The organism is Fulvimonas yonginensis (assembly GCF_037137055.1).
Classification (GTDB): Bacteria; Pseudomonadota; Gammaproteobacteria; order Xanthomonadales; family Rhodanobacteraceae; genus Frateuria_A; species Frateuria_A yonginensis.
In genome coordinates this window covers 96766-110511 of the sequence record NZ_JBBBNY010000011.1, presented here as the reverse complement: position 1 = coordinate 110511, position 13746 = coordinate 96766, and the positions used below count along the sequence as shown (strand labels likewise).

The 13746-nt window shown below is 70.7% G+C and carries 17 protein-coding genes and 1 pseudogene; 8 read left to right on the top strand and 10 right to left on the bottom strand.

Annotated elements, in window-relative coordinates:
* A pseudogene (locus WAT24_RS13685) lies at positions 1 to 99 on the top strand (IS481 family transposase); the annotation flags it as partial.
* 133 nt (positions 100 to 232) lie between these two features.
* On the opposite strand, the gene WAT24_RS13680 reads toward WAT24_RS13685, so the two are convergent.
* Both WAT24_RS13680 and WAT24_RS13675 read right to left on the bottom strand, forming a co-directional pair.
* Entirely contained in the window at positions 233 to 745 is a 513-nt protein-coding gene (locus WAT24_RS13680) for a Slp family lipoprotein (protein ID WP_336808453.1), read from the bottom strand.
* A 62-nt stretch (positions 746 to 807) separates the two neighbouring features.
* The gene (locus WAT24_RS13675) at positions 808 to 1731 is read right to left on the bottom strand and encodes a 23S rRNA (adenine(2030)-N(6))-methyltransferase RlmJ (RefSeq protein WP_336808452.1); all 924 of its coding nucleotides are present in this window, start codon (positions 1729 to 1731) and stop codon (positions 808 to 810) included.
* A gap of 156 nt (positions 1732 to 1887) precedes the next feature.
* On the opposite strand from WAT24_RS13675, the gene WAT24_RS13670 reads away from it, so the two are divergent.
* Positions 1888 to 2232 (top strand): hypothetical protein, encoded by a 345-nt coding sequence (locus tag WAT24_RS13670; protein WP_336808451.1) that lies wholly within the window; start codon positions 1888 to 1890, stop codon positions 2230 to 2232.
* Between the two features lie 31 nt (positions 2233 to 2263).
* On the opposite strand, the gene WAT24_RS13665 is transcribed toward WAT24_RS13670, so the two are convergent.
* The 7 genes from WAT24_RS13665 to WAT24_RS13635 all read right to left on the bottom strand — a co-directional run bounded on the left by WAT24_RS13665 (position 2264) and on the right by WAT24_RS13635 (position 6960).
* On the bottom strand, positions 2264 to 3190 hold the full coding sequence (locus WAT24_RS13665) for a DMT family transporter (protein ID WP_336808450.1): 927 nt from the start codon (positions 3188 to 3190) through the stop codon (positions 2264 to 2266).
* 441 nt (positions 3191 to 3631) lie between these two features.
* Positions 3632 to 4543 (bottom strand): peptidylprolyl isomerase, encoded by a 912-nt coding sequence (locus WAT24_RS13660; RefSeq protein WP_336808449.1) that lies wholly within the window; start codon positions 4541 to 4543, stop codon positions 3632 to 3634.
* An 80-nt stretch (positions 4544 to 4623) separates the two neighbouring features.
* A complete protein-coding gene (locus tag WAT24_RS13655) occupies positions 4624 to 5298 on the bottom strand; it encodes an aquaporin (RefSeq protein ID WP_336808448.1) in 675 nt (224 codons plus the stop codon).
* A complete protein-coding gene (locus WAT24_RS13650; RefSeq protein WP_336808447.1) occupies positions 5298 to 5687 on the bottom strand; it encodes an arsenate reductase ArsC in 390 nt (129 codons plus the stop codon). The genes WAT24_RS13655 and WAT24_RS13650 overlap by 1 nt, the downstream gene beginning before the upstream one ends.
* Positions 5684 to 6124, bottom strand: a complete 441-nt coding sequence (gene arsN2 / locus WAT24_RS13645) for an arsenic resistance N-acetyltransferase ArsN2 (protein WP_336808446.1) — start codon at positions 6122 to 6124, stop codon at positions 5684 to 5686. Before arsN2 ends, WAT24_RS13650 begins: the two co-directional genes overlap by 4 nt.
* Before the next feature lie 9 nt (positions 6125 to 6133).
* Positions 6134 to 6622 (bottom strand): ArsI/CadI family heavy metal resistance metalloenzyme, encoded by a 489-nt coding sequence (locus tag WAT24_RS13640; protein WP_336808445.1) that lies wholly within the window; start codon positions 6620 to 6622, stop codon positions 6134 to 6136.
* A complete protein-coding gene (locus tag WAT24_RS13635; RefSeq protein ID WP_336808444.1) occupies positions 6619 to 6960 on the bottom strand; it encodes an ArsR/SmtB family transcription factor in 342 nt (113 codons plus the stop codon). The genes WAT24_RS13640 and WAT24_RS13635 overlap by 4 nt, the downstream gene beginning before the upstream one ends.
* 265 nt (positions 6961 to 7225) lie before the next feature.
* Here WAT24_RS13635 and WAT24_RS13630 point away from each other — a divergent pair, with 265 nt between their 5' ends.
* The 5 genes from WAT24_RS13630 to WAT24_RS13610 all read left to right on the top strand — a co-directional run bounded on the left by WAT24_RS13630 (position 7226) and on the right by WAT24_RS13610 (position 12676).
* A complete protein-coding gene (locus tag WAT24_RS13630) occupies positions 7226 to 8278 on the top strand; it encodes an NAD(P)-dependent alcohol dehydrogenase (RefSeq protein ID WP_336808443.1) in 1053 nt (350 codons plus the stop codon).
* Positions 8279 to 8330: 52 nt separating this feature from the next.
* Positions 8331 to 8801 (top strand): DNA-3-methyladenine glycosylase I, encoded by a 471-nt coding sequence (locus WAT24_RS13625; protein WP_336808442.1) that lies wholly within the window; start codon positions 8331 to 8333, stop codon positions 8799 to 8801.
* Positions 8802 to 9160: 359 nt separating this feature from the next.
* Positions 9161 to 11302, top strand: a complete 2142-nt coding sequence (locus tag WAT24_RS13620; protein ID WP_336808441.1) for an EAL domain-containing protein — start codon at positions 9161 to 9163, stop codon at positions 11300 to 11302.
* A 94-nt stretch (positions 11303 to 11396) separates the two neighbouring features.
* Positions 11397 to 11759: a PadR family transcriptional regulator gene (locus WAT24_RS13615; RefSeq protein WP_336808440.1), complete on the top strand. Its 363-nt coding sequence runs from the start codon at positions 11397 to 11399 to the stop codon at positions 11757 to 11759.
* The gene (locus tag WAT24_RS13610; RefSeq protein ID WP_336808439.1) at positions 11759 to 12676 is read left to right on the top strand and encodes a sensor domain-containing protein; all 918 of its coding nucleotides are present in this window, start codon (positions 11759 to 11761) and stop codon (positions 12674 to 12676) included. The genes WAT24_RS13615 and WAT24_RS13610 overlap by 1 nt, the downstream gene beginning before the upstream one ends.
* Positions 12677 to 12689: 13 nt before the next feature.
* Here WAT24_RS13610 and WAT24_RS13605 read toward each other — a convergent pair whose 3' ends face one another.
* Positions 12690 to 12983: a hypothetical protein gene (locus tag WAT24_RS13605; RefSeq protein ID WP_336808438.1), complete on the bottom strand. Its 294-nt coding sequence runs from the start codon at positions 12981 to 12983 to the stop codon at positions 12690 to 12692.
* A 101-nt stretch (positions 12984 to 13084) separates the two neighbouring features.
* Between WAT24_RS13605 and WAT24_RS13600 the strand changes: the two genes are divergently transcribed.
* Positions 13085 to 13693, top strand: a complete 609-nt coding sequence (locus tag WAT24_RS13600) for a class I SAM-dependent DNA methyltransferase (protein WP_336808437.1) — start codon at positions 13085 to 13087, stop codon at positions 13691 to 13693.
* Positions 13694 to 13746 lie beyond the last annotated feature (53 nt).

Genomic DNA, 13746 nt, shown 5'->3' with positions numbered 1-13746 from the left:
CTGCATCAATACAACTGGCACCGTCCGCATGCCAGCGTTGACTACCAGCCTCCTATCACCCGCATTGCCATGAACAACCTGGTGGGTTTACACAGCTAGTCTAGGGCAACGACACGCCACTCCCATCGCGTCGGCCCGTTGCTTCGTGGGAGCGAGCTTGCTCGCGATGCTCTTCAACGTCCGATCCGCACCGGAAGCGTCGCAAGCAAGCTCCCTACCACCTCGAGCCGGGTCAGCGGATCACGCCCACGCCGACGCCGAAGTGGAAGTTGTTCTTGCCTTTGTTCAGCTCGTCCGCCGTCCACACGTGCGACTGGTCGACCTGCACCAGCGGGAACACGTAGCCGGCCTCGCCGACCTTGCCCGCGCGGCTGCCGCTGAGCGTGCCGCTGACTGTCATCAGGCCGCCGGCCGGGTAGTCCAGCGGCTCGACGTAGCCCGGCATCACCGCGATGAAGCGGCCGCTGCCGCTGTCGTTGGCCTTGGGGCGCTGCGAGCGGTCCAGCGGGTAGGCGAGGATCTCCACCTCGCTGTGGTCGGCGAGGTTGGTCACGCCGACGATGCGGCCGCCCCAGATCACTTGGCGGTGGGCGAACTGCTCGGGCGATTGCGCGACCTGGAATGGCGGCGCGTCCACCGCGTCGGGGGAGGCCTTGTAGATCGGCGCCGGGGCGCAGGCGGCGAGCGCCAGGAGCGCCGTGGATGCGAGGAAACGAACGGATGGGAAGGGGAGGCGGATGCGCATGGCGGGCTCCTGACCTTGGGCGAAAACGTCGCGCCGGCCGATGCCGCGCGATCGCAGCGAGCTTAGCGGCGGCCGCGTGAACGCGGTAGCGGCGCCGGTGAAGGCGCAGCGGCCTCTTCCTCGACCAGCCAGTCCAGCCGCCACTCCGCCGGGCGCTCCTGTGCCAGCAGCCGGGCGAGCGCACGCAGCGGCTCGCGCAGCGTCTGGTCCAGCTTCCACGGCGCGTTGAGCACGGCCATCCCCGAGCCGTTGAGGCGCAGCGGCGAATCGTCCGGACGCACCAGCAGCTCCGCACGCAGTACGCGGCGGGCGCCGCAGTGGCCGAGCCAGCGCAGGAACGGCTGCACCTGGCTGCGCAGCTTGATCGGATACCACACGGCGTAGACGCCGGTGGGCCAGCGCGCCAGCGCGCCCTTGAGCGCCTGCTCGATCAACCCGTACTCGGCCTCCTGCGTTTCGTAGGGCGGATCGATCAGCACCAGGCCGCGCTTCTCCTTCGGCGGCAGCAGCGCCTTGAGTGCCTCGTAGCCGTCGCGCTGGTGCACGTGCACGCGCCTGTCATGGCGGAATACCTCGCGCAGGCGCGCCGCTTCCTCCGGATGCAGCTCGCACAGCTGGGCACTGTCGGTCTCGCGCATGGCCATGGCCGCCTGCAGCGGAGAACCGGGGTACAGCTTCAGGCCGTGCTCGTTGCCGGGCAGGGCCAGCAGGCCGTCCAGCCAGTGCCGCAGCAGCGGCGGCAGCGTCCCGCCGGTACTCGCGTGCGGGCCCACGTCGGGAAACAGGAGCCGGCCCACGCCTTCGCGCCACTCGCCGGTCTTCTCGGCCTCCTTGCCCTCCAACGCGTAGCAACCGCTGCCCGCGTGCGTGTCGATCACGGCGAACGACGAGGGCTTGGCTTTCAGCGCGTCGACCAGCGCGGACAGCACGACGTGCTTGAGGACGTCGGCGAAGTTGCCGGCGTGGTAGGCGTGGCGATAGTTCATTCCGCCAGTATAGGCGGCCACGAACTCCGAGCGGCGGCTGACGGGCCGCGTCCGCCTTCACGCGCGGCCGGTCCCGCGGTCACGGGCCGGCGACCGGCCGCTGCGCATGGTGCCCTCCACGGCGCGCCTCGCGCCTGAGTCGAAGAGGAACGCCCCATGAACATCACGACCAGCAGCCTGGCCGCCGTGGGGCTTGTCCTGGCGGGCGCCCACGGCTTCGCGCAGACGGCGCCTCCCGCGACTGGCGCCATTGGCTCGATGGACCACCCGCCCGCCACGCAGGCCAACGGCATGCGTAGCGCCCATCCGGCGGCCAGTTCGACCGGCGGTTCGCAGGTCGGGCACAGCGGCAGCCCGCGGATGAAGAGCCGCCAGGCCGCCCACGGGCGAGGCCCGGCGACCAGCCCCGAGCATGCCCCGGACGCCCAGCACAGCAACGGCAACCATCTGAACAGCGGCACCACCGCCGAGCCGGCCGGCGGATCGTCCTCGGGCCACTGAGGCCGCGCGGTTCGCGTACGGCGGGTGAGGCTCACTCCGCGGTGTTGTGCGATTCGCTGACGCCGAGCAGTTCCGGCTGCGCAGGCTGCGTGCGGCGGCACAGCCAGGGATGTGCGAACACGGCCGCCAGGATCACCGCCACGCCCAGGTAGAACGGCCAGGCGAGCTCGCGCTGCTCGCCCAGCAACAGCACGGCCAGCACGATCGCGTAGACCGGCTCGAGGTTCGTCACCATCTGCGTGCCGAACGCACTCAGGTGGCGCAGCGCGACCAAGGCGAGCGCGAACGGCAGCAGCGTGCAGCCGAAGGACAGCAGCACCAGCAGGACGGCGTCGTGCGCGCCCGGCAGGGCGAAGGCGCTTCCCGCATGCGGCAGCAGGGGCGCCAGGAGGCCCAGGAACAGCGTTCCGGTGCCCAGTTCGAGGCAGGTCACGGTGAGCGGGTCGGCATGTTCCACCAGCCGCTTGTTGCAGGCGCTGAACAGTGCCACCAGCAGGGCCGAGGCGGTGCCTACGACCAATCCCAGCCGCATCGCCGTCGGTACCCCGCCGACGACCAGCGCCACCCCGGGCACCACCGCCACGCCCAGCAGCAGCTCGCGCGGGTCGAAACGCCGCCGCGCGATCCACGGCTCCACGAAGGCCAGGAACACCGGCCCCAGCGCGATGCAGGTCGCCCCGACCGACGCGTTGGAGAGCTTGATCGCCGCATAGAAAGTGAGCCAGTGCAGCGACACCAGCACGCCGATCCCCGCATACGCCCAGCGCAGTCGCGCAGGCATCGCGCGCAGCCCGCGCCAGACGCGCGGCGTCGCCAGCAACGCCACCGTCACCAGCAGCATGCGCCACCACACCAGTGCCGCCGCCGGCAGCGTGATCAGCTTGCCGAGGATGGCGGTGAAACCCCACAACAGCACGCAGAAGTGGATCTGCAGACGGGCCTTGCTGGTGGCGTGCATGGGGAGGTCGCGCGTGGGAGGAGCGCATTGTAGGTGCAACGGACGCCGGCGCGGTCGAAGCGCCCCTCGGGCCACCCGAGCCGATCCCTCCGCCACCAGGAGAGGGCCCGGCAGGGGGGCGGGCGGAGCCAGGCGCGCGGCGATGCCGAACCCTCACTCCAATCCCTTTCCGCAAGGAGAGGGCCGAGGCTGCACCATCCCGACGACCCGTTGCGCGAGCGTGGGCGCACACCGGCGAAGGGCATCGCGAGCAAGCTCGCTCCTACACGAGGCAGCGCCGTCGACGCCGCGCCCGGTCAACCCGGCCGAATCCTGTCCCTCCGAAGAGGTGCCAGCAGGCGGGTGAGGGTGCGGGCGGAGCGCGCCGTCCATGCCACGCGCTCACCCGATCCTCCGCAGAGGGACTGTTGGCATCATTACCCTGCGCGAGGGGCTTTTGCGTCATTCCTTGCGCGAGGGGACGCCGATGCTGCACAGGTCGATCTTGCCCGCCGGCACCGTGTAGAAGGCATCGTGGCGGTTGCGCTTGGCCTCGACCAGCTTGGCGAAGGTGGCGCTGTCGGTGCGCAGCACCTCGATCCTCGGGCGCTCGGCCGGCGGCAAGTCCGCGGCCAGGCGCACCGACTCGATCCGCACGCGCTGCGCCTTGTCGGTGTAGAAGCCCATCGGCGCCGGACCGCGCGGCAGCGCCGAGAGCAACTCCATGCCGTCGATCACGCGCCCGGCCACCGCGAGGTTGCGATCCAGCCCGCGCGGGGCCTGGCCGATGATGGCGTAGAGCGCGCTGCCGTTGCCGCTGTGCGGGTCGACGTCGCGCGCCACGCCGACGGTGCCGTAGCAATGGGTGATCCACTCGCGGCCGGTGGCCGGGTCGCGGGCGACCGGAAAGCCCTCGGAAAACCCCACCTCCGGCGCATACACGTCGCCGTCGGGCAGCGGCGTCCACTCGAGCCTGGGATCGATCGCGCGGGTGTACTCCGGTGGCAGGGTCTTCTTGGCACCGCCGAGCGGCTTGATGTGCGCCTTGTCCTCGTCGTCCGCGGCCGGATCGTCCCACTGCGTGACGAAGTTGTCCTGCACGCGCACGATGGCGAGCCCGTCGAAGTAGTGCTCGCGCACCAGGGTGCGGATGTTGGCCGCGTGCAGCGGGGTGAAGTCGGGCGCCAGCTCGATCAGCACGTGGCCACCGGGCAGCTTCATGTCGAGCAGGTTGGCCGGGTCCGGCCGGCGCCACTCCTGCGGCCGGGACTGCGCCAGCAGCTCCTTCGGCGTGGGCGTGTCGTGCGTCTCGGCGGCCAGCGCGGGCAACGACAGCAGTCCGGCGAGCATGAGTAGGAGGAACGGACGGCGCATGCGCGGATCCCCTGCAGGCATGGATGAGAGAGGAAGCTTATCGTCTCGGCAGCCCTGCACGCAGCCACATGCCCTGGCCGCTAGGAGGCCCGCGCCGGCTCCGGCGCCTCCGCGAGAACGGCAGCCACCGGCGCGGCGGCGAGCGCGCCTGCCAGCTGCGCGAGCACGAAGCCGCTGACGTCGGCCGGGCGGATGCCGGCGAAACTCTGCGTCAGCGAACGCGCCAGCGTCACCGCGGGGTTGGCGAACGAGGTGCTGGCGGTGAACCAGTAGGCGGCGAAGATGTAGCCGGCGACCAGCACCGGCACCGCGGCCGGGCGCTGGCGGGTGCCGAGCAGGATGGTCAGCAGCAGGCCGAAGGCCGCCACGGCCTCGCTCAGCCACTGGGCCGGGCCGGTGCGCACGTGCGTGCCGGACTGGATCAGCGGCAGGTCGAACATCGCGTGCGCCAGCAACACGCCGGAGACGGCGGCGGCGATCTGGACCACTGCGTAGGCGAGCGCGTGGCGGGCCGTCAACTCGCGCCGCAGGCAGGCGACGAGCGTCACCGCCGGATTGAAGTGGGCACCCGAGAGCGGGCCGAACAGCGCGATCAGCACGTACAGCGCCGCGGCGGTCGCGGCCGCGTTGGCGAGCAGCGCCACCGCGGTGTTCTGCGGCGACAGGGCCGCACCCATGATGCCCGAACCCACGACCGCCGCCAGCAGCAGGGCGGTGCCGATGAACTCGGCGAGCAGCTTGCGCGACAGCGGCATCAGAGCGTGTCCAGCAGGGTGCGCACGCGCGCGGAGATCGCGTCGCGCACGGCACGGTAGCCGGCGTCGTCCATGTCCCTCGGATCGGGCAGGTTCCAGTCCTCGCGCCGCCGTGCCGGCAGCCACGGGCAGCTGTCGCCACAGCCCATGGTGACCACCGCGTCGAACGTGCCCTCGATCTCGGCGAGGGACTTGGAGCGGTGGGCGGCGAGGTCGTAGCCCAGCTCGGCCATGAAGCGCACGGCGCGCGGGTTGATCCCGCCCGAGGGCGCCGATCCGGCGCTCAGCGGCTCCACCGTGTCGCGGCCGTGGATGCGGGCGAAGGCCTCGGCCATCTGGCTGCGGTTGGCGTTCTCCACGCAGACGAACAGGACGCGCTTCTTCCTCATGCGGCGTCTTCCAGCGTACGGGTCATGCAGGTGGCCGAGGCCGGGCAGAGCGAGCGGAATTCCGCGCTCGCCTGCACCCGGGCGGGTACCGTCTGCCTGTCGATGGGCGCGTAGCCGCGGCCGGCGAAGAACGCCTCCGCGGTCTGGGTCAGCAGCACCAGCTGCCGCAGGCCGCGCTCGCGCGCCAGCGCTTCGAGCGCGCGCACCAGCCGCGCGCCGATACCGGCGCCGCGGGCGCTTTCCTCCACCGCCAGCGAGCGCAGCAGGCCGGTGTCGCCGAACTGCTGCAGGCCGACCGCACCGACCAGCCGGTCGCCCTCGACGGCCACGACGAAATCCACCCGGGCCTCGGCGAGGTCCCCGGTGGGCAGGGCGCAGCGGGCGAGCAGCGCATGGATCGGAGCCTGTTCGGCGGCCGTGGCGTGGCGCAGTTCCATGGCCGGCCCTCAGCAGCAGCCCGAAGCCGGGACGCAGCAGCCCGTGCCCTTGTCCACCTTGGGCTTGGCTGCACGCAGGTCGGGGCTGCAGGTGGCGCCGTCGGTGGCGCAGGGTGCCTCGCCGGCGTAATAGGTGGTGGCCTCGCCCAGCGTGTGGAAGGTCTCCCAGCGGGTGCCCTGCGGGTCTTCGGTCCACAGCTTGTCCGAGCGCGCGTAGCAGCACACGGTGGCCTGCTCGGGCACGAGCCCGCCGCCGGCCGCATCCAGCCGGTGGCCCAGTGCGGCAAGCGCCTCGGCGCTGTCGGCCTGGATGCCCAGGTGGTCGACGCCGGGCGCGCGGCCGGTGCTGGAGATGGCGAAGTTGACGCGGGGGTCCTCGAGCATCCACTTGGCGTAGTCGTCCTTGCGGACGGTCGGTTCGGACGCGAACAGCGCGGTGTAGAAGCGGATGCTCGTCGCCAGGTCGGCGACGTTGAGGTGCACGTGGAATCGGTTCATCTCGGGGCTCCCTTGCGGCGTGGCGGGCAGGTCGCAGCCGGTCCGCACGTGGCGGATCCGGCGCAGCAGTTTTCGGTGAGGTAGGCGAGCAGCGCGTCCATCTGCGTGTAGCCGGCGCGAACGCGGATCACCCGCCCTTCGCGTGCGTCCTGCACCAGCCCGGCCGCACGCAGCACGTTCAGGTGCGCGGTGAGGGTGGCGGGTGGCAGGCCCAGGCGCTCGCGCAGCTCGCCGACGGCGAGGCCTTCGGGTCCGGCCTGCACGAGTTCGCGAAAGGCCGCCAGGCGCGACTCGTGACCAAGTGCGCTCAAGGCCAGCAAGGCGGCTTTTGTTTCCATAATTCCAATATTATCGAAATATTGCGCGTTGTCAAGACAGCCTTGGGGGACTCGGCGCCACCGCGCGCCGATGCCGAGGCGGTCTCGGCGGGGCGGGAGATCGTCGATCCACGAAGGACGGCGCCGATCCACAGCGACGCGGACAGGCGCACGCGGCGTCGGTGGCTGACCCGAGGGCCGCGGACAGGCAGACTTGCGCGGATGGCACGGTTCGGCTTCCCGCCGATCGCCGTGCGGCCCGATCCTTCCCACGCAGGAGTCCCGCATGAAAACCAAAGCCTATGGCGCCGTTGCCGGCGACAAGCCGCTGCAAGCCCTTGACATCGAGCGCCGCCAGCCCGGCCCGCACGACGTGCAGATCGAGATCGCCTACTGCGGCGTGTGCCACTCCGACCTGCACACGGTCCGCTCCGAATGGGCCGGCACCCTCTACCCCTGCGTGCCCGGCCACGAGATCGTCGGTCACGTCAGCGCCGTCGGCAGCGAAGTCACCGGGTTCAAGGTGGGTGACACGGTGGGCGTCGGCTGCCTGGTCGGCAGTTGCCAGCACTGTGCCTCCTGCGGCGAAGGCCTGGAGCAGTTCTGCGAGAACGGCTTCACCGGCACCTACAACGGCAAGACGCCGGAGGCGCCGGGCCACACGCTGGGCGGCTACTCGCAGCGGATCGTGGTGAACGACCGCTTCGTGCTGAAGATCCGCCACCCGCAGGAGCAACTGGCCGCCGTGGCGCCATTGCTGTGCGCGGGCATCACCACGTATTCGCCGCTGCGTCACTGGGGCGCCGGCCCGGGCAGGAAAGTGGGCATCGTCGGCATCGGCGGGCTTGGCCACATGGGCATCAAGCTCGCCCATGCGATGGGCGCGCACACCGTCGCGTTCACCACCTCCGAGAGCAAGCGGCGAGATGCGCTCGCGCTGGGCGCCGACGAGGTGGTGATCTCGAAGGACGCCGACGGGATGGCCCGCCACGGCGGCAGCTTCGACCTGATCCTGGACACGGTCGCCGCCAGCCACGACCTCGATGCCTACACCCGCCTGCTCAAGCGCGACGGTACGCTGTGCCTGGTCGGCGTGCCCGAGCACGCGCATCCGAGCCCGAACGTGGCGCAGCTGATCTTCGGGCGCCGCTCGATCGCCGGTTCGCTGATCGGCGGCATCGCCGAGACACAGGAGATGCTCGACTTCTGCGCCGAGCGCGGCATCGTCGCCGACATCGAGATGATTCCCGTGCAGCAGATCGACGAGGCCTACGACCGCATGCAGCGCAGCGACGTGAAGTACCGTTTCGTGATCGACAACGCCTCGCTGGCCGCCTGAGCGGTGCGCGACCTGGGCGGAGCGCGGCTCCCGCCCAGGTCCGGAGCGGTGCATGGCGACGCCCTGGATCGTGGACGGCTGGAACCCGCTGGGCGAGGTCCCGGCGGCGGGCGACGACGCGGTGTTCGAACTGCTCGCCGCCGCGGTGTTCCAGGCCCGCTTCCGGCCGGCCGTCGTGCGCGCGCGCTGGCCGGCGATCCGCCGTGCCTTCGCCGGCTTCGACCTCGCCAGGGTGGCCACCTGGCCGGACGCGCGGCTCGCCGCGCTGCTCGAGGCCGAGGGCATGATCCGCAACCCGAAAAAGATCCTGGCCACGCTGCGCAACGCGCGCGATCTGGCCGAGCGCGGCCGGCGCTTCGGCAGCGTGCCGGCGTATCTGCGCTCCTTCGGCGGCGACGAGGCGGCGCTGGTCGCGGACATCGACCGCTGGGCGCATTACATCGGCGCGCCCTCCATCCGCTGGTTCGTGCGGGCACTGGGCGACGTGGCCGTCGACCCTGCGGGGCCACCCGGTACGGCGTGAAGACTTCGTGAAAACAGGATGTCGATCACGGTTTCCGGGTGACCCGGTCGTTAACGTGTGCAGGCCTTCGGTTCCACGCCCCCTAGCCCCGGCTCTGAAGGCACCCCTCGGCGCCCGGATTCCGGGCGCCTTTTATTTGGCGGGCCACGCCCTTGTCTGCCGCCCCGTCGCGACGCGCCCCGACGACGTGGCCATGGGCGTGATCGCCGGCCCGGAGCGTCGGGTACGTCTCGGCGGGCCTCGTACGCGCTCGTGACGAGGCCGGTCGCACGGGTTTTACGGCATACACCGCCGCGGTGCTCCAGCATGGCATCGGGCGCACGGTTGCGGTCCGCAACCTGCCCGACGGGGAGGAGAGTTTGGCCAAGACGCTCGTGCATGTGCTGTGCGCGCTTGCCCTGGTGCTGCCCTGGGCGGGCCAGGCGCGGCCGTTGCGGGTCGTGGGCGACAACAACTACCCGCCCTATCTGTTCATCGGGCCCGACGGCAAGCCGCAAGGCTACGTGGTCGACGAGTGGAAACTGTGGGAACGAAAGACCGGCATCCCGGTCGAGTTGAGCGCGACCAACTGGGCTGACGCGCAACGGCGCCTGCAACAAGGGCAGGCGGACGTCATCGAGATGATCTTCCGCACGCCCGGGCGGGAGGCGCAGTACGACTTCACGCCCGCCTTCGCGAAGGTGCGCGTGGGCATCTACGCCGACCGCGACCTCACCGGCATCGCCGATCCGTCGGGACTGAAGGGCTTCGTGGTGGGCGTGCAGCGGGGCGACGCCTGCGTCGAGCGGCTCCACCGCGCCGGCATCGATACGCAGCGGTTGTACACCGGGTACCACGACCTCATCGCGGCGGCGCTCGCCGGCGAGATCCGCATCTTCTGCATGGACGAGTACCCCGCGGAGTACTACCTCTATCGCATGCACGCCCACGATGCGTTCGTGAAGGCCTTCGACTTCTACACCGACAGCTTCCACCGGGGTGTGCGCAGGGGCGACCGCCAGACGCTCGCGCTGGTGGAAAGGGGCATGGCGCGGATCACCGCCGAGGAACGGGCCCGGCTGCGCGACAGGTGGATGGGGCAGGGCGTCGACCTGGCCGGGTACACGGGCGTGTTCAAGGCGGTGGCGTCGGTGCTGGCGGTGGTGGGCATCGCGTTGCTGGCCTGGGTCTATTCGCTGCGGCGCGCGGTCAAGCGGCGCACGCGCGATCTCGAGTTCCTCGCCCGGTACGACCCGCTGACCCGCCTGCCGAACCGGCAGCTGCTGCTGGATCGTGTCGATCACGCCATCGCGCAGGGCGAGGCGGCGCTGGCCCTGCTGCTGGTCGACGTGGACAACTTCAAGCGCATCAACGACAGCTTCGGCCATCCGGTGGGCGACAAGCTGCTGCAGGAGATCGCCGAACGGCTGCGGGCGCTGCCACGCCCGGTCGACACGGTCGCCAGGCTGAGCGGCGATGATTTCGTGCTGATCCTGCGCTCGGCCGAGCTGGGCCAGGTCACCGCGGTCGCCGAGCAGGCCCGCCACGAGATCGCCCGCAGCCACGCGCTGGCCGGCCAGGAAGTGTTCGTCAGCGCCAGTGTCGGGATCAGCCTGTACCCGCATGACGGTACCAACGGCGTGGCCCTGCTGAAGAACGCGGATGCCGCCATGGCCCGCGCCAAGCAGAACGGCCGCAACGGCATCAGCTTCTACCGCGCGAGTTTGAGTGCGCAGGCGAGCCGCTTCGTGACGATCGGCGCGGCCATCCGCAGGGCGCTGCAGGCCGACGAATTCGAGCTCGTGTACCAGCCGCAGTATTGCCTCAGGACCCGCCGCGTGGCCGGCGTCGAGGCGCTGGTGCGCTGGCGCCAGGGCGGCCGGCTGGTGCCGCCCTCGGAATTCATCGGTTACGCCGAGGAGCTGGGCCTGATCGACGCGCTCGGCGAGTGGGTGCTGCGCGGCGCGTGCCGCCAGCTGTCCCGCTGGATGGCCGAAGGCGTGCCGCCGTTGCGCATGGCCGTCAACCTGTCGCCGCGCCAGCTGGGCAGTCCCGGGCTGGTCGCGATGGTGCGGCAGGTGCTGGCCGAGGTGGACGTTGCGCCGGACCTGCTCGAACTGGAGATCACCGAAGGCGCCCTGGTCAGTAGCGAACCGGAGATCGCCATTGCGCTGGAGGCCCTGCGTGCGAGCGGGGTTGGCATCGCCATCGACGACTTCGGCACCGGCTACTCCTCGCTGGCCTACCTGCGTCATCTGCCGGCCGGGCTGATCAAGATCGACAAGAGCTTCCTGGCCGGCGTCCCCGACGAGAAAAGCGCGCGCGAAGTGGTGGCGGCGATCGTCGCGATGGCGCACGCGCTGCACCTGGGCGTGGTGGCCGAAGGCGTGGAGCACGAGGCCCAGGCCGATTTCCTCGCCCGTGCCGGGTGCGACTTCGCACAGGGCTGGTTCTACGGCCGTCCGATGGCCCCCGAGCGGATCGCGGCGCTGCTGGGCAGCCCCCGGCAAGCGGCGCGCTGACCGGCGGCGCAGGCCACATGACTTCAGGCCCATGTACTAGTGCGAACTTCGCAATAAGCTCCACCTCGACTCAAGCAGCAGTGCAGGCAAGGGTGTGGACGAGCGCGTCGGCCATCTGAAGAAGTTCCAGAAGGAGCTTTCCGCCGGCACCGTGTCGCTGGTGCTGCTGGCCGTGCTCGGCCAGTCGCGCCAGCCGCTGTACGGCTACCAGATCGCCAAGCGCTTGGAGGAGCTGGGCGAGGGCGTGCTCGCCGGCAAGCAGAGCGCGCTCTACCCGGTGCTGCGCAACCTGGAAGCCGCCGGCCTGCTGGCCAGCGAGGTGGAGCCCTCGGTGAGCGGCCCGCCGCGCCGCTACTACCGCATCACCCGCCCCGGCCGCGACGTGTTGCGCGACTGGGTCGCGGCCTGGAACGCCACGCGCGATTCCGTCGACAAGGTCCTTCAAGGAGAGGTGTGATGAACGCACCACGCACGATCAACGAATACCTGGCCCAGCTGCGGGCCGCGCTGCGCGGGGCCGACCCGGCCCTGGTACAGGATGCGCTCTACGACGCCGAAGAGCACCTGCGCGCGGAGCTCGCCGAACAGCCCGGCCGCAGCGAGGCGGAGATGCTGGCCAAGGTGGTGGGCAGCTACGGTGCGCCGGAGGAGGTCGCGGAGCTGTACCGCGACCAGGAGATCCGCATCCAGCGTGCGCTGCGCCCGCCGCCGCCGCCGAAGCGCCGCTCGCTGGCGGGGCGGTTCTTCGGCGTGGCGGCCGACCCGCGCACCTACGGCGCGCTGTTCTACATGGTCCTTGCGCTCGCCACCGGCATCTTCTACTTCACCTGGGCGGTGGCCGGCGTGTCGCTCTCGGCGGGCCTGTCGGTGCTGATCGTCGGGCTTCCGTTCATCGTGCTGTTCTTCGGGTCGGTGCGGGTGCTGTCGCTGGTCGAAGGGCGCATCGTCGAGGCGATGCTCGGTGCGCGCATGCCCCGCCGTCCGCCGTATCCGGCGCAGGACGCCACGCTGCTCAAGCGCATCGGCGGCATGTTCACCGACCCGCGTACCTGGACCACGCTGCTCTACATGCTGCTGATGCTGCCGCTGGGCATCGTCTACTTCACCCTCGCGGTGGTGCTGGTGAGCGTGTCGGTGGGCTTCATCGGCGCGCCGGTCGCGTGGGCGTTGAACGAGGGCGACCTGGCGCGCCTGTTCGACGGCCATCGCGTGATCGTCGATTGGGGCTTCGGCGGGCACGTGCCCGGCTGGGGCGACGCGATCGTCCTGTGCGCCCTGGGCGTGCTGCTGCTGTTCGCGACGCTGCACCTGGCGCGCGGACTGGGCCGCATGCACGGCCAGGTCGCGCGCCACCTGCTGGTGCGCGGCGGCTGATCGGCGCTTCGGCTCAGAAGTCCTCGCCGTCGACGATCTCCAGGCCCGCGTCGAGGCGGCGGGCCTCGGTCTCGGCGACCGCCCGCACGGCCTCGGCGCGCATGTCGTCGGGGGCCTCTACCTCGACCATGAACACCTTGCCTTCGCTGTCGTCCACCAGTTGGGCGGAGCTGGAGTCGTCGCGCATGCCGAGCATGAAGTCCTCGATTTCCTCGACGTGCTCGATGCCGTCGATGCCGTGCAGGACGGAAATGATCGTGTCGGCGGCGTCACGATTGCCGATCAGGCGCAGGCGGATCATGGGCATGGCAGGCTCCAGCGGGCGGTTGGCAAAAATGCTGGGGCGGGCGGCGTGTGCGCCGGGTGATTGTCCAGGCCGTACCATCGGCTCTTTTCCGGACGCCTGTCATGCCCAAGACCTACGACCGAGCCTACTTCGACAAGTGGTACCGCGACCCGCGCCATGCCGTGGCCTCGTCGGCGGAACTGAAGCGCAAGGTGACGCTGGCGGCGGCACTGGCGGAGTACTACCTGGGGCGGCCGCTGCGCAACGTGCTCGACGTGGGTTGCGGCGAGGCGCCGTGGCGGGCGCCGCTGCGTGCGTTGCGGCCCGGGGTGGACTACCGCGGACTGGATGCCAGCCCCTACGTGGTGTCGCGCTACGGGCGCAGCCGCAACATCGGTCTGGCCCGCTTCGGGCAACTCGAGCAGTTGCGTTTCGACTGCCGCTTCGATCTGATCGTGTGCACCGACGTACTGCACTACCTCGCGCCGGCGGAGATCCGCGCCGGCCTGGCCGGCATCGGCGAGATGCTCGAGGGCGTGGCGTTCCTCGAGGTGTTCACCAGCCGCGACGATGTCGTCGGTGACCGCGAGGGGTTCTACTCGCGCCCGCCCGCTTGGTATCTTCGCCAGTTCGCGCAGGCCGGCCTCCTCCCTTGCGGCTCGCATTGCTACCTGGGGCCGCGGCTGGAACGCCACGTGGCGGCACTGGAGCGCGCGCAGGCTGCGGTTTGATTCTTTCACGGCGCACATGGAGCCAGGCTGGATAATGCAATGTTCGCCCGCCG